The following is a 16989-nucleotide window of genomic DNA, read 5'->3' on the forward strand; positions in this document are numbered from 1 at the left end:
AACTTTGCCTGTCGGTACTACGGCACTTCTTCACGCGACTTGAGATCTGCACGCACCCCGCCGGGCACCGTAACGCGCACAGGACCGGCCCCCGCCCCGCCGAACGCCGTCTGCGGCAAATCGTCGCGATTCCCCCCATGCCGCGGGATAAAGGCTTTTTCTCTTGATTCGCATCAAGAGAGCGTTCGCCAGGCGGCCCATAGAATCCATGCGCCTGCCGACCGAGCCCATTCCCGCGGCGTCCGTGCGACCGGCGATGATTCGATCCGACCCCTTCCTTTCATGTCTTCTGGTAATCAACAATTGGTGCGCCATCTCGCCATCGCTGTCGCGGTGAAGCTGATGGCGCTGGCACTGCTTTGGTGGTGCTTCATCGACGGCCATCGTGTCGCCGTGGATGCGTCGCACGCCGCGGCGCACCTGGGAATGGCCTCGGCCGCGCAAGGGGGACAGCCATGATCTCCACGCACCTGGTCGACCTGTCCCGGTTGCAGTTCGCCGCCACCGCCATGTACCACTTCCTGTTCGTGCCGCTCACGCTGGGCATGGTCTGGCTGCTGGTCATCATGGAGAGCGTCTATGTGATGACCGGCAAGGTCATCTGGAAGGACATGACGCGCTTCTGGGGCAAGCTGTTCGGCATCAACTTCGCGCTCGGCGTCACCACCGGCATCACGCTCGAGTTCCAGTTCGGCACCAACTGGGCCTATTACTCCCACTACGTCGGCGACATCTTCGGCGCTCCGCTGGCCATCGAGGGCCTGATGGCCTTCTTCCTCGAATCCACCTTCATCGGCCTGTTCTTCTTCGGCTGGGACCGCCTCTCGCGCACCCAGCATCTGCTGGTCACCACCTTGATGGCGGTCGGCACCAACCTCTCCGCCCTGTGGATCCTGATCGCCAACGGCTGGATGCAGAATCCGGTCGGCGCCGCCTTCAACTGGCAGACCATGCGCATGGAGATGACCGACTTCTGGGCCGTGGTGTTCAACCCCGTGGCCCAGGCCAAGTTCGTGCACACGGTCTCGGCCGGCTACGTCACCGGCGCCATGTTCGTGCTGTCGGTCTCCAGCTGGTACCTGCTGCGCGGGCGCGACCTCGAGTTCGCCCGGCGCAGCTTCCGCGTGGCGGCGGCCTTCGGCCTGGCCAGCGTGTGCTCGGTGATCGTGCTCGGCGACGAGTCCGGCTACACCGTGGGCGAGGCCCAGCAGACCAAGATGGCCGCCATCGAGGCCATGTGGGAGACCGAGCCGGCGCCGGCCAGCTTCAACCTGGTGGCCGGCATCAACGAGGCCGCGCAGAAGAACGACTGGGCCATCGAGATCCCCTGGGTGATGGGCCTGATCGGCACGCGCTCGGTGACCAAGGAGATCCCGGGCATCCATGACATCAAGGTGCGCAACCGCGAGCGTATCCGCAACGGCATCCCGGCCGTGCTGGCGCTGGAGGCGCTGCGCGCCAACCCGGACGACGCCAGCGCGCGCCAGACCCTGGCAAGCCACCAGCAGGACCTGGGCTTCGGCCTGCTGCTGCGGAAATACACCACCGACGTGCGCCAGGCCACCCCGGCCATGATCGAGCAGGCGGTCAACGACACCGTGCCGCGCGTGTGGCCGATGTTCTGGGGCTTCCGCATCATGGTGGGCCTGGGCTTCCTGATGCTGGCGCTGTTCGGCCTGGCCTTCTGGACCACGCTGCGCCCGCAGCGGCTGGCGCCGCGCTGGCTGCTGCGCTGGGCGCTGTGCATGCTGCCCGCGCCCTGGATCGCCATCGAGCTGGGCTGGATCGTGGCCGAGTACGGGCGCCAGCCGTGGACCATCTACGGCGTGCTGCCCACCCACCTGAGCGTGTCCACGCTGAGCGTGCAGAGCCTGTACGGCTCGCTGGCCGGCTTCCTCGGCTTCTACACGCTGCTGCTGGTCGTCGAGGTCTACCTGATGGTCAGGTTCGCCCGCCAGGGCCCGGGCAGCCTGGGCACCGGCCGCTACCAGTTCGAGCCGAGCCACGCCTGAGGAGACCGCCATGCTTGACTATCCAACCCTGAAAATCATCTGGTGGCTGCTGGTGGGCGTGCTGTTGATCGGCTTCGCCATCATGGACGGCCACGACATGGGCGTGGGCACGCTGCTGCCCTTCGTCGGCCGCAGCGACGACGAGCGCCGCGTCATCATCAACACCGTGGGCCCGCACTGGGACGGCAACCAGGTCTGGTTCATCACCGGCGGCGGCGCCATCTTCGCCGCCTGGCCGCTGGTCTACGCCACCGCCTTCAGCGGCTTCTACTGGGCCATGCTGGCAGTGCTGTGGGCGCTGTTCTTCCGCCCGGTGGGCTTCGACTACCGCAGCAAGATCCACCATCCCACCTGGCGCAGCGCCTGGGACTGGGGCCTGTTCGTGGGCGGCGCGGTGCCCCCGCTGATCTTCGGCGTGGCCTTCGGCAACCTGCTGCAGGGCGTGCCCTTCCAGTTCGATGCCTTCATGGTCTCCACCTACACCGGCACCTTCTGGCAGCTGCTCAACCCCTTCGCGCTGCTGTGCGGGGTACTGTCCAGCGCCATGATCACCATGCACGGCGGCATCTACCTGGCGCACCGCACCGAGGGCGAGGTGCAGCGCCGCGCCCGGCGCGCCGCCGCCTGGGCCGCGCTGGTGGCGGTGCTGGCCTTCCTGGCCGCCGGCGCCTGGCTGCGCTGGGGCGGCATCGACGGCTACGCCATCACCTCGGCCATCGATCCGGCCGCGCCGTCCAACCCGATGGCCAAGACCGTGGCGCGCAGCGCCGGGGCCTGGTGGGCCAACTACGGCAAGGTGCCGGCGCTGTGGCTGCTGCCCGCGCTGGGCGTGGCCGGCGCACTGGCCGGAGCCGCGCTGTCCGGGGCAGGGCGCACGCTGCTGGCCTTCGTCGCCTCGGCGCTGTCGCTGGCGGGCATCATCGGCACCGCCGGAGCGGCCATGTTCCCCTTCGTGATGCCGTCCTCCAGCCTGCCGCAGGCCAGCCTGACGATCTGGGACTGCGTGTCCAGCCACTTCACGCTGGGCCTGATGTTCTGGGTGGCGCTGATCTTCGTGCCCATCGTGGTCAGCTACACCGGCTGGGCCTACCGCGTGATGCGCGGCAAGGTCACCGCCGAGCATATCCGCGCCAACGAGCATTCGGCCTACTGATACGGACAGAGACAGCCAGACCCCTTCGCCCCGCGGACGCCACGACGGCGCCCGCGGGGCGTGGCCCGGTGCCAGGCACCGGAACCATTGACATAGACAAGACGTAGACAAGAGGAAACGACGATGTGGTACTTCAGCTGGGTTCTAGGTGTCGGCTTCGCCGTGCTGCTCCCCGTACTCAATGCCATGTGGGGTGAAGCCAGCGACGCGCGCACACAGCGCGCCGAAGAGCGGTGAACGGCGCCGCCCGCGGCGGGCAGGGCGCCAGGCCGATGCGGCTGCACCTGGCCTGCCTGGCCACGGCGCTGCTGCTGATGGTGGGCGGCACGCTCTATCCGCCCGCGCTATCGAACGCGGCCGGCCAGGCCGACCACGGCTTCGCCTCGCTGATGTTCTGGGCCATGAGCGCGGGCTTCGTGCGCGGCGTCGGTTTCGTGCCGCGCTTCTGGCCGTGGCGCTGGCTGTTCTCGGGCTGGGCCTGCGCGCTGGCGCTGGTACTGGCCGTGGCGGCAAGGCTGGCCTGAGCAGACGCGGTGCGGCGCCTGCCGCGGCGGCGCTCACGCCGACCGCCCGCGGCGCCGGGGGGGGGGCAGCCATGGGCTGCCGTCGAAGGCGTCCTGCAGCAAGCGCTCCAGTTCGCGCTCTTCGAGCAATTCGATGGAGAAATGCCCGAAGCGCTCGGGCAGCCAGAGGATGCGCGGTCGCGCCGGGCGAGCGCAGGTTCCCTCGCGCCGTCCGAGGCCGACATGACGAATGCACCTCGGCGCGTCATTCTCCGGTCCACGCCGCCGCCGGCAGCGCGGGGATCCTGCCGCCGAGCGCATCGCCCAGGTAATCGACGAACGAGGCGATCCGCGCGGAAATCGCCGTGTTGCGGTAGTAGACCGCCTGGATCGGCTGCCGCATGTCCAGCGTATGGCGCGCCAGGATCTGCACGAGGCGTCCGGACTCGCGATCCTGCGCGGTCATGAAATCCGACAGGCAGGCGATGCCTGAGCCCTCCAGCGCGAGCTGCCGGAGCGTCTCTCCGCTCGACGACCAGATGGCCGGGGCGATCCGGTAGGGCTCGCCATCGGGGCCGGCCAGCGGCCACAGGTTCAGCGACTCCGGCTGGGTGAAGCCCAGCAGCGCATGCTTGCCGAGATCCTCGACCTTGCGCGGCAGCCCGTGCGCGGCGAGGTAGGCAGGGCTGGCGAGGATGCGCAGCCGGCTCTTGCCGACCAGCCGGCTGTGCAGGGTCGAATCCTTCAGGCGGCCGATCCGGATCGCCACATCGGTGCGCCGTTCGAGCAGGTCGATGATCCCTTCGTTGCTGTTCAGCTCCAGTTCGACCTGCGGGAAGCGCTCCCGGTAGCCGCGCACGAGCGGCACGATGACGTGCAGCATGAAGGGCGACGCAGCATCGACCCGCAGGCGCCCCGACGGCTTCTCGCGGCGGGCGAGCATCTGCTCCTCCGCGCTTTCCACCGAATCGATGATCGCCCGCGCACTCTGCAGGAAGGCCCGTCCTTCCTCGGTCAGCTCGAGCCGGCGCGTGGTCCGGCGCAGCAGCGTGGTCTTCAGCTTTTCCTCCAGCCGCGCGAGCGTGCGGCTGGTTGCCGACACGGTCAGGTCGAGCTGCTGGGCGGCCGCGGTGATCGAGCCGGTGTCGACCACCGAGGCGAACGCCTGGAGCTCATCGAGCGTGACTTTCATTATTGATCTGAAATCAAAATAATTTCGTTTATAGACCGGTTTTTCCGCAAAAGTAAAGTGGGCAAACTGCGCTCCAGCCCAATCGGGCCGTCGGTTCCATCGGTTCCATCGGTTCCATCGGTTCCATCGGTTCCATCGGTTCCATCGGTTCCACCGATCCGGCTCCGCCGATTTCCAGCAGGAGAGCACCCCTATGCACGCACCGAACTCTCATCCGCCGTTCGCCGGCAAGTCCTTCGAAGTCCGCTACCCGGGACTCACCGCGATCAACGCGTACGCCGGCGATGGCGTCCACATGCGCTACGAAATCACCGAAGGCGCGTTCGCGGGGGCGACCGGCGAGGTCGCCTACACATGGAAGCATGTCGCCGGGGAGCTCTACGCGATCTCGTGGCAGGAAGCCGATCGCGCCACGGTGGTCCATCTCGACGATTTCACCGCCGGCATCTCGCGCTCGCTCTTCACCGCCGCGTCGCTCGAGTTCCATCGCCTGGAGGGCAGCCTGCGGGCGCTTTGAACCGATGCCGGCCATGTCCACCCCCCTCGCAACGCTGAGGCGCGGCGGCCTCAGCATCGGCGTCGAGCTGCCGCTCGACAACGACTGGTCGCCAGCCGGCGACGCCGAGCGCCAGCGCGACGGACGCCGCCCCGGCGTGCCCGACCTCGAACACCATGCGGTACTCGCGCGGCTCACTGACACACTGGGCTTTCGCGCGCTCTGGGTACGCGACGTGCCGGTGTACGACCCTTCGTTCGGCGACGCGGCGCAGGTGTTCGAGACATTTTCCTATCTCGGCTACCTGGCCGGTGTCACGCGAGACATCCTGCTCGGCACCGCGGCGGTCGTACTGCCGCTGCGCGAACCGCTGCTGACGCTGAAATCGGCGGCGACCATACAGGAGTTGAGCGGCGGCCGCCTGCTGCTTGGCGTCGCCAGCGGCGACCGGCCGGTCGAGTATCCACTGTTCGGGCGTGACTTCGAGTCGCGCGGGGCGAGTTTCCGCGAACAGGTGGCGCTGCTGCGCGACGGCGCGCGCGGCCATTTGCCGGCCGGCCTCGACGTGCTCCCGGCCGCGCGCACGCCGACACCGTTGTTCGTCGCGGGCCTCGCGCAACAGACGCCCGCCTGGATCGGCGCGCACATGGACGGCTGCCTCGCCTATCCGGGCACGCCCGACGATCACGCGCGGCGCGCCGGCGCGTGGCGCGCGGTCGCTGGCGACAAGCCCTACGTGACCTTCTTTCATCTCGACCTCGCCGCCGATCCGCACGAACCGTTGCAGCGCCACCGCTTCGGCGCACGCACGGGACGTCACGCGCTGATCGCGGAACTGGCGGCCCTGCGCGCCGCCGGCGTGGCGCACATCGGCCTGCATTTCCGCCGCAACCGACGCCCGCTCGATGAGACGCTGGCCGAGATCGCCAGTGAAGTCCTTCCGCATTTCCATCGAGGCGAGGCCGCGGCCACGATCGCGCCCGACGCGGAAACCGCCGCGTGAATCCGACCATCCCGCCGAGGCGGCTCGCCCGCGTCGTGCCTGGGCCTGGCCGTCGCTGCCGGCGCGCCTCCAGATCGCCATGAAGCGCCAGGGACCGGGGACCACAGCCACGGCGGCAACTGCGCTCGCAGAGTCCGCCAACTCTTGATTTCATTTCAATTGTCATTCGCCATTGGCGACGTTTATCGCAATGGTTCGGCAGCGCAGAATGCGGCTGTCGAACTTTGCCTCCTCCCTGATCGGAGCACACCATGAACAAGATTCCTCCATTCGGCCTCGGCACCTTCCGCCTGCAGGGCCAGGTTGTCATCGACTCGGTCCGCAACGGCCTGGAACTCGGCTACCGCGCGATCGACACCGCGCAGATCTACGGCAACGAAGCCGAAGTGGGCGAAGCGATCGCCGCTTCCGGCGTGCGCCGCGAAGACCTTTTCCTGACGACCAAGATCTGGGTCGACAACTATGCGCCCGACAAGCTCGTGCCGAGCCTGCGGGAGAGCCTGGCGAAGCTGCGCACCGACCATGTCGACCTGACGCTGATCCACTGGCCGGCACCGGGCAACGGCGTGCCGCTCGACACCTTCATGGGCGCGCTGGCCGAGGCCAGGGCGCAGGGCCTGACGCGCCGGATCGGCATCTCGAACTTCAACATCGAGCTGGCGCGGCAGGCGATCGCGGCAGTCGGCAGGGACGCCATCGCGACCAACCAGATCGAGCTGAGCCCCTACCTGCAGAACCGCAAGCTGGTCGGATTCCTGCGAGGCGAGGGCATCCACGTGACTTCCTACATGACGCTCGCCTACGGCAAGGTGCTCGGCGATCCGGTGATCGGCGCCATCGCGCAGCGGCACCAGGCCACGCCGGCCCAGGTCGTGCTCGCCTGGGCGCTGCGGCTCGGCTACTCGGTGATCCCGTCGTCCACCCGTCGCGAGCATCTCGCCAGCAACCTGCTCGCGCAGTCGCTGTGCCTGAGCGACGACGACATGGCGCACATCGCCGCGCTCGAACGCAACGGCCGCGAAGTCGACCCGGACGGCCTGGCGCCGCAATGGGACTGACGCCGGCGCGCCCTTATTGCAACCGTACGCAACCGGACTCAACCGTACGCAACCGTGCGCGGCCCGCCGGCCGCGCCACCGAAAGGATACCCACCATGATGACCCAGGACCCTCTGTTCGAACCGCTGCGGCTGGGCGCGCTGACGCTGCCGAACCGCATCGTGATGCCGCCGATGACGCGTTCGCGCGCCAGCCAGCCGGGCGACGTCGCCAATGACCTGATGGCCACCTACTACGCGCAGCGCGCCAGCGCCGGCCTCATCGTCAGCGAAGGCACTTATATCGCGCCGCTCGGCAAGGGCTACGCCTGGACGCCGGGCATCCATACCGCCGCGCAGGTTGCCGGCTGGCGCAAGGTGACCGACGCCGTGCACGCTGCCGGCGGCCGCATCTTCGCCCAGCTCTGGCACGTCGGGCGGCTGAGCCACACGAGCCTGCTCGACGGCCGCCAGCCGGTGTCGTCATCGCCGCTCCAGGCGCAGGGCGTGAACGTGTTCATCGCCGGGGAGGACGGCAGCACGCCTGGCTTCGTCCAGGCATCCGCGCCGCGTGCGCTGAGCATCGAAGAGATCCACGAAACCGTCGACCAGTACCGCACTGCCGCCCGCCACGCGCTCGCGGCCGGCTTCGACGGCGTCGAGCTGCACGGCGCCAATGGTTACCTCGTCAACCAGTTCATCGACTCGAACGCCAACACGCGCAGCGATGCCTATGGCGGTTCGCTCGACAAGCGCCTGCGCTTCCTGCGCGAAGTCACGCAGGCGCTGATCGAGGGCACCGGCGATGCCGCGCGCGTCGGCATCCGCCTCGCGCCGTTGACCACGCTGAACGGCTGCGTCGACGATGATCCCGAGACGACCTACCTCGCCGCCGCCGGACTGCTTGCCGAACTGGGCGTCGGCTACCTCCACATCGCGGAGGCGGACTGGGACGATGCCCCGCTGATGCCGGTCGGGTTCAAGCAGAAGCTGCGCGCGGCCTACCCCGGCGTGCTGATCTACGCGGGCAAGTACACCGCCGAGCGCGCGCGCGAAGCGATCGCCGCAGGCTGGGCCGACCTGGTCGCGTTCGGCCGCCCCTTCGTCGCGAACCCTGACCTGCCGGCGCGCCTGCGCACCGGGGCGCCGCTCACGCCGCACGATCGCGGCACGCTGTTCGGCGGCGGCGCGCGGGGCCTGACCGACTATCCGGCGCTCGCACAGGCGGCGGCCTGAGCGCTGGGGGGCGACGCGCAATGAAAGCCAGGCGCGCCAGGCTTCCGTCCGCCGTGACCCATTCTTACCTTCGAGATATCGCATGAGAATCACGCTCCCGTCCCCGCTCGGCTTCGGCACCGCGCCGCTCGGCAATATGTACCGGGACATTCCGCACGAAGAGGCGCTGGCCACGGTCGACACCACGTGGCAAAGCGGCATCCGCTATTTCGACGCCGCACCGCTGTATGGCGCCGGCCTGGCGGAACTGCGGCTCGGTGAAGCGCTCGCCGGGCGGCCGCGCGATGCTTACTCGCTCGGCACGAAAGTCGGCCGCCTGATCCTCGACGAGCAGGAAGACGCCTCGCAGCGCGACCTCGGCGAGAAAGGGGGCCTGTTCCGTCACGGGCTGCCGAACAAGATCGTCTACGACTACACGGCGGACGGTACCCTGCGCTCGATCGAGGCTAGCCTGCGGCGGCTGCGCACCGACCGGCTCGACTACGTATGGATCCACGATCCGGCGGTCGACTTCCACGGCGACCGTTGGCGCGAGGTATTCGACATCGCGATGTCGGGCGCGGCCAAGGCGCTGACGCGGCTGCGCGAGGAAAAGGTCATCAGGGGCTGGGGGCTGGGCGTGAACCGTATCGAGCCCTGCGCACTGGCGCTGGAGCGTGCCGACCCCGACGGCTTCCTGCTGGCCGGGCGCTATACGCTGCTCGATCACGCCGGCGCGCTCGCGCGCCTGATGCCGGCCAGCGCAGCGCGCGGACTCGGCATCGTCGTCGGCGGCCCCTACAACTCCGGCGTGCTGGCCGGCGGCCAGCACTTCGAGTATCAGCCCGCGCCACCGGAGATGCTCGGACGCGTCGCGCGCGTCCGGCGCATCTGCGACCGCTTCGGCGTGGATGTGAAGGCGGTCGCGCTGCAGTTCCCGCTCGCCCATCCGGCCGTCGCGGGCGTCATTCCCGGCGCGAGCCGGCCAGGCCGCATCGATGAGAACCTCCGGCTGGCGGCAGCACCGATTCCCGCGGAATTGTGGGAAACGCTCAAGGCCGAGCGGCTGATCGACGTCAATGCACCCACGCCGGCCGGCAACGCATGACGCTAGGCAAAGCGCTGCCGCCTTGACTCCGGGCGCGGCAGCAACGGGGCGTACTCGTGCAATTCCCGTGGGGCGATGTCGAAGGCACGCCGAAAGGCGCGGGTAAAGCTCGAGGCGTCCTTGAAGCCCAGGCCCGAGGCGATGTCCTGGACTTCCAGGTGCGGAAAGCGCACCAGCTCATCGGCCGCCATGCGCAGCCTGCGGTTGCGGATATAGGCCGCCAGGCCACCTTCATGCTCGAACATGCGGTACACGCTGGCACGTGAGAGCTGCAGCGAGGCCAGCACGCTTTCGGGCGACAGATCCGGATCGTGCAGCCGCGCCTCGACATGCCGCCGTACCTGCCCGTAGGCCGCGGCGCGCACCGCTGCGCGGGCGCTGCCGGCAAGGCCCGCCTGGTGACTGAAGGCGGCAACGAGCAGCTCCACCGCGGTGACGAAGGCGCGCTGCGCGTCCGCCTTGCTCAGTCCGGCGATCTGCCGTTTCAGCGCCACCAGATGGTCGATCAGCAGCCGCATCAGGGGAGTGGTGGCGTGAATCCAGCGGCCATGCAGGGAAGCGGCGTCCGGGAAGGACTTTTCCACCAGCGCACGCGGCACGAAGAGGAGAAGAATCCGGCCTTGGAAACTCCGGATGGTGCAAGGCTGATCCATGTCCAGCGCGAGGATGCTCGGCCCCTGCGCTGGATGCGATGCTTGCGAGCCGTGCGCCGCATCAGGGCCCGACCGGCCGCCCAGGAACTGCGCCGGCGGCCCCTCGAGGAATACGCTGAAGCTGATGTCGCGCACGCTCTCGGTCGACACCCGGCCCAATGAGCGCACGGCCAGGTTCGGTCCGGTGAGGAAGTCGAAGAGGCTCAGGTCGTCGATGGTATAGCGGGACAGCGACGCCTTGAAAGTATCCTCGGGCCGCTTCGAAGGAGGATGTATGTCATAGACAGGACTCATGCGCTCCTGCCAGGCCAGGAAACTCCGGCGGGCGTCCCCCTGGACGCTGAAGCTGCTGCGCACGATGCCCGGCGCGAGTGCCGGCGGCTCCGGCGGCTGCGGCGGCAGCCACAACCGGCTTCGTTCTACTACGTCGTCATGCAGTGCGACGCCCATGGCTGTGTTCGTCCGGTCTTGACCCGTCCCACGCGGCCGGACCGTGACTGTCTATCGACGAGCCGATGTCCCGCATGGAATCCGTTGATGCAGAAGGCGAGCTTACCAGTAGGGGCAGGGCGGCAGTACGCAACGGACGGCCACGACTTGCCCGGGGCTCGGCCCGGGGGCTGCCGGCAGTGGGTGCCGGAAATGCCGCAGGCCGCCGCGCGCGGACGCGCCGGCGGCCTCGAGGCAAGCGCCGGCGGCCCGGCGCGTCCTCCGCTGTCAGGCGAGCATGCCGCTGTCAGGCCACCGCCGGGTAGTCGATATAGCCGTGCGCGCCATTTCCGCCATAGAGCGAGGCGTCCTCGAACGGCTTGTTCAGCGGCCTGTTCTCGCGGAAGCGGCGCGGCAGGTCGGGGTTGGTGATCATCTTGCGACCGAACGACACCATGTCGGCGCGGCCGCTGCGAATGGCTTCCTCGGCCATCTCCTGCGTATAGCCGTTATTCACCATCCACACGCCGCTGTACAGGCGATGCAGCGCCTCGTAGTCGAACGCGACGTTGTCGCGCGGGCCGCCGGTGTGGCCTTCGACGACGTGGATATACACGGGATGCAGCGTCTCCAGTTCGCGCACGACGTGCTCGAACAAGGGCTGCGGGTTGCTCTCCAGCGCGTCGTTGACCGGCGAGACCGGCGCCAGGCGGACGCCGACCCGGTCGGCGCCGATCTCCGCGATCACCGCGGCCATGACCTCCAGCAGGAAGCGGGCGCGGTTCTCGATGCTGCCGCCATAGGCATCGGTGCGCTTGTTGGTGCCGTCGCGCAGGAAGGCGTCGAGCAGGTAGCCATGCGCGCCGTGGACTTCGACGCCGTCGAAGCCTGCCCGGATGGCATTGGCCGCGGCCGTGCGGAAGTCATCGACGATGCCTGCGATCTCGGCCGTCTCGAGCGCGCGCGGCAGCGAGCATTCGACGAAGCCCTGGCCATTGATGAAGGTCTTGGCATTGGCGGCGATGGCCGACGGCGCTACCGGGGACTGGTTGTCCGGCTGGAAGTGCGTGTGCGACATGCGGCCCGTGTGCCAGATCTGCAGGAAGATCCGGCCGCCCTTCGCGTGCACCGCGTCGGTCACCTTCTTCCAGGCCGCGATCTGTTCCGGGGTGTAGATGCCCGGCGTATTGGTATAGCCCTGGGCCGTGGAGGAAACCTGGGTGGCTTCCGCGATGATCAGGCCGACGCTGGCACGCTGGCTGTAGTACTCGACCACCATGTCGGTCGGCACCAGGTCGTCGTCGGCGCGGCTGCGCGTGAGCGGCGCCATGGCCATGCGGTTGGCGAGCTCGAGCTTGCCCAGCTGGATCGGCTGGAACAGGGCATCGGTGAGGAAGGCTTCGGTCTGTGCACCCATGAGTGGCTTACTCCGTGATGGGACGATGGCTTGCGGCGGCCGGGGCCGCCGGTTGGAACAGGTGGTCGAACATCAGGTCGACGCTGCGCCGCAGCGGCTCGGTCGAGCGCTCGATCTTCATGCGCAGCAGCGCGCCCTCCCAGACATCCCAGGCCAGGCCGGAAAGATCGGAAGGGGAGATATCGGTGCGGATGGCATGGCACGCCTGGGCCTGGCCGATCATGCCGGCAAGCCGTTCGCGCCAGGCCAGCTGCGCCGCTTGCAGGGCGGCACGGCAGGCTTCGCTGGACAAGGCGATCTCCGCCGCGAAGTTGCCGATCAGGCAGCCGGCCTGCAGCGCCCTCGACTGGTGGTAGGCGATCATGCGGCTGAACACATAGCGGATCGCCTCCATCGGCTCCGGTGGCGCCATCTCGATCATGGCCTCCCACGACCGATGCAGGTAGTCCGCGTACTGCGCGATGATGGCCGCGGCGAACGCTTCCTTGCTTTCGAAGTGGTTGTAGAACGAACCCTTCGGCACGCCGGCATGATCGGTGATCTGCTGGATGCCGGTGGCGTTGTAGCCGAGGCGCGAGAACAACTCGCGCCCGGCCTTGGTCAGGCGGTTGGGGATGTCGGTCTTGTCTGCGGTGCGGGCCATGGCGGGAATAATATGACCAGTCGTCTTAAAACGCAACAGGGAAGCAGCACAGCTTTGGCGCATTCCGGGGGGAACCCGGAAATTAGCGATCAACCCAATGATTTAACAAGAAAATCCGCGGCGCAAGATGGCAGAACAGACGGTAGAACACGCCGTAGCAGAGGGTGGACGCAGTGCGATACCGATACGTTGACGCCGGTAGGTACCGCCAGCCTTCCGTAAGGGTTTCATGTGAAAAAGCGGGGCCGGCCTGCTTTCGGAGCGGCTCCGATGTGCCCAGCAAGGCATATCCCTAGCCACCATCCGACCGCCTGCGCTTCCGGCAGATACCCTCCTGCCTGCGCCCGCGTTCCTCCTGCTCCGCGATCACCTGCAACGTTGCCGCCTTCATCAAGGAGCCATCGGTCAGTACGGAGGCGAATCGTTTCAGGTCTTCAAGCGATAGCCGAAGTGGCTGTTCCTGGGGCTGCATCCCGGCGCTCCGCTCAGGTATGGTGAACAACGATGCCAGACCGGCGGCGGCGCCGTCAGCACCTCGACAGGCAGGTCTGCGCAATGCCTACGTGAATCGGATCTTCTTTGCGGAAAACCGACAGCGGCGGGGCCGACGCGGGTACCGCGGAGCAGGTATCGGCGGCACTGCCGAGCCGGCGGCACGCAAAAAAGAAGGCCTGCATCGGCAGGCCTCCTCCATTGCCTTGACGGATCCGCGGGCCCTGCATGCCGACGACGTGGAAGGGGGGGCTTCCAAGCCGTCGGATGATCCGGGCAACGGGGGAAAAACCACGCACAACGGGAAGTCGCATGGCCCTGCCAGCATAGACAGCCGCTGCCACGCGCGCAGTACGTCCGGCGCGCGCAAGCCGAATTGATGCGTGAACCCGATAGCCGTAGCGCGAACCCGCCGCGCCCTGGCTTGCGATCAACCCGCGGCGGCGCTGGCGTGCACCTGGCTGCGGGCCTCCGACGGCGACATGCCGAAGGCCTTGCGGAAATCCAGCGCGAACTGGCCAGCGTGGCAGAAGCGCCAGCGCCTGGCGACCTCGGCGATGGTCTGCGCTGGCGCGGCGGCGCGCAGGTCGGCAAGAGCGCCTTCGAGCCTTACCTGCCTGAGGTAGGCCATGGGTGTCAGTCCCTGGAACTTCGCGAAGCCCGCCTGCAGGCCGCGCACGCTCACATGAGATGCGTTGGCAATGTCGACGATGGTGATGGAGGCCTGAGCATTGGCGTGGATGAAGTCGATCGCGCGCCGGATATGCTTGGGAGACGGGCCTGACCGGCGCCGCGCCAGGTAGCTGGAATAGTTGTGAGGCACGACCTGGAGCAGGGCGCACATCGCCGCGTCCAGCAGATGCTTCAGGACCTCGCGGGGGCTGCCTCCCGGCTCACCGTCGAGTGCCGTAAGCAGCCTCGCCACCCGCACGATCTCCCGCGTCAGGCGGATGACCCGCTGATCGGCCGGCGCCTCCAGATCGAAGCGGATGCGTTGCACCACCGGCCGCTCCAGCCACTGCGCCAGGCGCGCGTGCAGGCATTCCGCCGTCACCAGGACGATCTCGTAGCTGCCCGGATGCCAGCGCCAGGTCGACACGCGGGTCGCATCAACGACGACCAGCGCGGGGGCAAGCCTCGCGTGCCAGCGCCGTCCGACTTCGATGTCGAGCCTGCCGTCGTCCAGGGCGGCGAGCATATACGCATCGGACCGCTCCGGGACGCAGAAATTGACCCCCGTGCGGGTTGCCAATTGATGGGTTACCACGCTGTCCAGGAAGTCTGTTTCGAGCGCGATGTGAAAGTCCTCGCCAGCGCCAGGTCGCACCGTGATGCCGGGATAGGAGCGATCCAGCAAGATGCGGGCTTCTTCGAGACTGTCCGTGGCGATCTTCACGGAATGAATGCTGCGATCCCGCAGGATTGCGGAAGCGGGACGATCGGGAAAGGAAGAGGAGGGGACAGGAGAGGAGGACCGGGTAAGGCGTGCTGGCATGGTAGTGGGGAGAAGCTGGCGGTGTCTGACCGCGCCGCCGCGCGGTGTGCGTTGCGCGCCGGTCCCCGGGTGAGGGAGCGGACACGGCATCAGGGTTCGGTCTGGATGCCGCTCCTGTGGAATGCCTCACGCAAGGCGCGCTCCTGCGACGCGACCGCCCGCGCGAACTGCGCCGCCGACGCAGGCTCGGCGAGTTCGACGCCCATCTGGGCGAAGCGATGGGCGACATCCGGCTGGCGCAGCATGGCGGCGATGGCGGCATGGATCTTCTGCACGACATCGGCGGGCGTGCCCTTCGGGGCAAAAACCCCGCTCCACAGATGGGAGTCGATGTCCTCGAGCCCGGGCGTCTCGGCGAAGGCCGGGATCGACCGGTCGCCCGCGTCGCGCTTGCGGCTCGTGACGCCGTAGGCCTTGACCTTTCCCTCGCGGATGAGCGGAAGCACCGCAGGCAGTCCGATGATCGCGAGGTCGATATGGCCGCCGGCTACGTCCGTCACGATCTGGGCCGCGCTTTTGTACGGCACGAAGGCGATATCGACCCCGGCGGCCCGCTTGGCTGACTCCATCGCGAGATGCTGCAGCGTCCCGGCGCCGGATGTGGCATAGCGCAGCGCGCCGGGCCGCGCCCGCGCCAGGACCAGGAGTTCGCGCAGGCTTCCGGCGGGCAGATCCGGCCGGCCGACCAGGACGATGCCGCTACGGCCGATCTCGGCGATGGCCTCCAGGTCGGTGGCGCGATAGCGGGCCTGCGGATTCGCAGTGGGCGCCAGTGCGACCTCAGACGTCGAGGCGACCAGCAGCGTATGGCCATCCGGCGCAGCGGAGGCGACGCGCCGGAACCCCAGCGTGCCGCCCGCGCCCGGGACGTTTTCCACCACCACGGGCTGGCCGAATTGCCTGGACAGTTCAGCAGCGAGCACGCGTGCGATCGCATCCAGCGATCCGCCTGCGCCATAGGAAACGACCAGTTTCACTGGCCGCACGGGGAACCTGTCGGGCTCCGCGCCTGCGGGCAAGGCCAGCATGGCGACCAAGGCGGACAGGAGTGCGCGCAGGATCGTGGCAAGGAAGGCCGGGCGGATCGGCATCGGAGGCTCCTTGGTCTTTCTGGGTCGGGTCAGCAGCCGTGCGCACGCAGCCAGGCGAGCAAGCGCTCGAAGACGCAGGCATTGTTGCGGTCCAGCATGATGAAGTGGGAGTTGCCGCGCAGGCCGGTGGCGGGCAGGTCGAGGACATCCATGCGGTTTCCCGTGCTGCCGGCCTCCGTGGCATAGCTTTCGGCCTGGCCGCGGTAGCGCGACCAGATGGGATGACAGGGGCCGAAATGGTCGCCCCAGACGAACAGGTGCGGCGGCAGGTGCCGCCCCGCATAGGCGGGCATGCCACCCGGCTCGATGACGACCACGGCGCGGACGATGTCGGGGAAGCGCTGGGCGACGGCCGCCGCATAACCCGCGCCCTGGCTGTGCGCGACGATCACGCAAGGCCCGGTCTGCTGGACCAGGGCGCCGTACGCGTGCAGGGCCATGTCTTCGTGCCCGGCCCAACGGGGTACCCACTGCTTGGCGAAATCGTCGAAGCACTCCACCGGGAACTGCTGGCCACGGTGGGCGATCCGCAGCCGGGGATCGCTGCGATAGCCGCCCGGCGGACCGATGCGGAACATCTCCCAGGCCTCGTTCTTGGTGCGGAAGAAGGGCGGCTCCGCGTAGAGCTGCGGATACATCGCCCATGAGGAGCGGCCCCTCTCCACGGCGTCGGACACCAGCGTGTCATAGCCGGCGCGGAGAAAGCGCCAGAGCCAGCCCTCGCCACCGCCCGGGGTGCTCTCCCAATGGCTTCCGGTCATGCCGCCGCCATGCCACAGCAGGACCGGCAGCGCTGAGCGGGGGCGCGCGAGGCGGAAGGCCTGCACATACATCTGGCCCAGCACGTAGTCCCCGTTCGGATCGACCAGGCGGGGCGCGCCGCGCAGCACCATGCTGCGCGAACGCAGCGGCTGATCGCTCAGGCTGCGGCACTGCCCGCCGACATAGAAGCTGCGGATCGAGCGCAGCGCGACGGTTGGCATTGAGGGCAGTGAGAGGCGAGGCATTGAAAAATGCTCGCACCGATGTATAACTTCAACAAGCGCAACTT

Annotated in this window: 18 protein-coding genes; 11 read left to right on the forward strand and 7 right to left on the reverse strand. The window is 68.2% G+C overall.

Annotated features, from left to right (window positions below; all coding sequences use genetic code 11):
* Positions 1–306 precede the first annotated feature (306 nt).
* The 5 genes from cydP (at position 307) to BKK81_RS10335 (ending at position 3689) form a co-directional block, all read left to right on the forward strand.
* On the forward strand, positions 307–459 hold the full coding sequence (cydP, locus tag BKK81_RS35980; protein WP_335582875.1) for a cytochrome oxidase putative small subunit CydP: 153 nt from the start codon (positions 307–309) through the stop codon (positions 457–459).
* Complete coding sequence (locus BKK81_RS10320) at positions 456–2012, forward strand: cytochrome ubiquinol oxidase subunit I (RefSeq protein WP_071012620.1); 1557 nt, start codon at positions 456–458, stop codon at positions 2010–2012. Before cydP ends, BKK81_RS10320 begins: the two co-directional genes overlap by 4 nt.
* A gap of 10 nt (positions 2013–2022) precedes the next feature.
* Positions 2023–3165: a cytochrome d ubiquinol oxidase subunit II gene (cydB, locus tag BKK81_RS10325; RefSeq protein WP_071012623.1), complete on the forward strand. Its 1143-nt coding sequence runs from the start codon at positions 2023–2025 to the stop codon at positions 3163–3165.
* Between the two features lie 123 nt (positions 3166–3288).
* Positions 3289–3402 carry a cytochrome bd-I oxidase subunit CydX gene (gene cydX / locus BKK81_RS10330; RefSeq protein WP_071012625.1) on the forward strand — a complete coding sequence of 38 codons (114 nt, stop codon included), beginning with the start codon at positions 3289–3291 and terminating at the stop codon, positions 3400–3402.
* On the forward strand, positions 3399–3689 hold the full coding sequence (locus BKK81_RS10335; protein ID WP_231907898.1) for a cyd operon YbgE family protein: 291 nt from the start codon (positions 3399–3401) through the stop codon (positions 3687–3689). The genes cydX and BKK81_RS10335 overlap by 4 nt, the downstream gene beginning before the upstream one ends.
* A gap of 244 nt (positions 3690–3933) precedes the next feature.
* Here the strand turns inward: BKK81_RS10335 and BKK81_RS10340 are convergent, their stop codons facing one another.
* Positions 3934–4860 carry a LysR family transcriptional regulator gene (locus BKK81_RS10340; protein ID WP_071012627.1) on the reverse strand — a complete coding sequence of 309 codons (927 nt, stop codon included), beginning with the start codon at positions 4858–4860 and terminating at the stop codon, positions 3934–3936.
* A 193-nt stretch (positions 4861–5053) separates the two neighbouring features.
* On the opposite strand from BKK81_RS10340, the gene BKK81_RS10345 reads away from it, so the two are divergent.
* From BKK81_RS10345 to BKK81_RS10365, 5 genes are all read left to right on the forward strand, one after another.
* A complete protein-coding gene (locus BKK81_RS10345; RefSeq protein ID WP_071012628.1) occupies positions 5054–5377 on the forward strand; it encodes a MoaF-related domain-containing protein in 324 nt (107 codons plus the stop codon).
* A 13-nt stretch (positions 5378–5390) separates the two neighbouring features.
* Positions 5391–6359, forward strand: a complete 969-nt coding sequence (locus BKK81_RS10350; protein ID WP_071016312.1) for an LLM class oxidoreductase — start codon at positions 5391–5393, stop codon at positions 6357–6359.
* A 251-nt stretch (positions 6360–6610) separates the two neighbouring features.
* A complete protein-coding gene (dkgB, locus tag BKK81_RS10355; RefSeq protein ID WP_071012630.1) occupies positions 6611–7417 on the forward strand; it encodes a 2,5-didehydrogluconate reductase DkgB in 807 nt (268 codons plus the stop codon).
* A gap of 98 nt (positions 7418–7515) precedes the next feature.
* Positions 7516–8631 carry an alkene reductase gene (locus tag BKK81_RS10360; protein ID WP_071016314.1) on the forward strand — a complete coding sequence of 372 codons (1116 nt, stop codon included), beginning with the start codon at positions 7516–7518 and terminating at the stop codon, positions 8629–8631.
* Between the two features lie 82 nt (positions 8632–8713).
* On the forward strand, positions 8714–9718 hold the full coding sequence (locus tag BKK81_RS10365) for an aldo/keto reductase (RefSeq protein ID WP_071012633.1): 1005 nt from the start codon (positions 8714–8716) through the stop codon (positions 9716–9718).
* Positions 9719–9720: 2 nt separating this feature from the next.
* Here BKK81_RS10365 and BKK81_RS10370 read toward each other — a convergent pair whose 3' ends face one another.
* The 3 genes from BKK81_RS10370 to BKK81_RS10380 form a co-directional block, all read right to left on the reverse strand.
* Complete coding sequence (locus tag BKK81_RS10370; protein WP_083384044.1) at positions 9721–10821, reverse strand: helix-turn-helix domain-containing protein; 1101 nt, start codon at positions 10819–10821, stop codon at positions 9721–9723.
* Positions 10822–11107: 286 nt separating this feature from the next.
* On the reverse strand, positions 11108–12217 hold the full coding sequence (locus BKK81_RS10375; protein ID WP_071012635.1) for an alkene reductase: 1110 nt from the start codon (positions 12215–12217) through the stop codon (positions 11108–11110).
* A gap of 7 nt (positions 12218–12224) precedes the next feature.
* Entirely contained in the window at positions 12225–12860 is a 636-nt protein-coding gene (locus BKK81_RS10380; protein WP_071012637.1) for a TetR/AcrR family transcriptional regulator, read from the reverse strand.
* A 491-nt stretch (positions 12861–13351) separates the two neighbouring features.
* Between BKK81_RS10380 and BKK81_RS35310 the strand changes: the two genes are divergently transcribed.
* Positions 13352–13732 (forward strand): hypothetical protein, encoded by a 381-nt coding sequence (locus BKK81_RS35310; RefSeq protein ID WP_156811201.1) that lies wholly within the window; start codon positions 13352–13354, stop codon positions 13730–13732.
* 50 nt (positions 13733–13782) lie between these two features.
* Here the strand turns inward: BKK81_RS35310 and BKK81_RS10390 are convergent, their stop codons facing one another.
* The 3 genes from BKK81_RS10390 to BKK81_RS10400 all read right to left on the reverse strand — a co-directional run bounded on the left by BKK81_RS10390 (position 13783) and on the right by BKK81_RS10400 (position 16921).
* Positions 13783–14748, reverse strand: a complete 966-nt coding sequence (locus BKK81_RS10390) for a helix-turn-helix transcriptional regulator (RefSeq protein ID WP_071012641.1) — start codon at positions 14746–14748, stop codon at positions 13783–13785.
* A 188-nt stretch (positions 14749–14936) separates the two neighbouring features.
* Positions 14937–15938, reverse strand: a complete 1002-nt coding sequence (locus BKK81_RS10395) for a Bug family tripartite tricarboxylate transporter substrate binding protein (protein ID WP_071012642.1) — start codon at positions 15936–15938, stop codon at positions 14937–14939.
* A gap of 29 nt (positions 15939–15967) precedes the next feature.
* Positions 15968–16921 carry an esterase gene (locus BKK81_RS10400; RefSeq protein ID WP_231907899.1) on the reverse strand — a complete coding sequence of 318 codons (954 nt, stop codon included), beginning with the start codon at positions 16919–16921 and terminating at the stop codon, positions 15968–15970.
* Between the last annotated feature and the right edge of the window lie 68 nt (positions 16922–16989).

Source organism: Cupriavidus sp. USMAHM13 (genome assembly GCF_001854285.1).
GTDB classification, from domain to species: domain Bacteria; phylum Pseudomonadota; class Gammaproteobacteria; order Burkholderiales; family Burkholderiaceae; genus Cupriavidus; species Cupriavidus malaysiensis.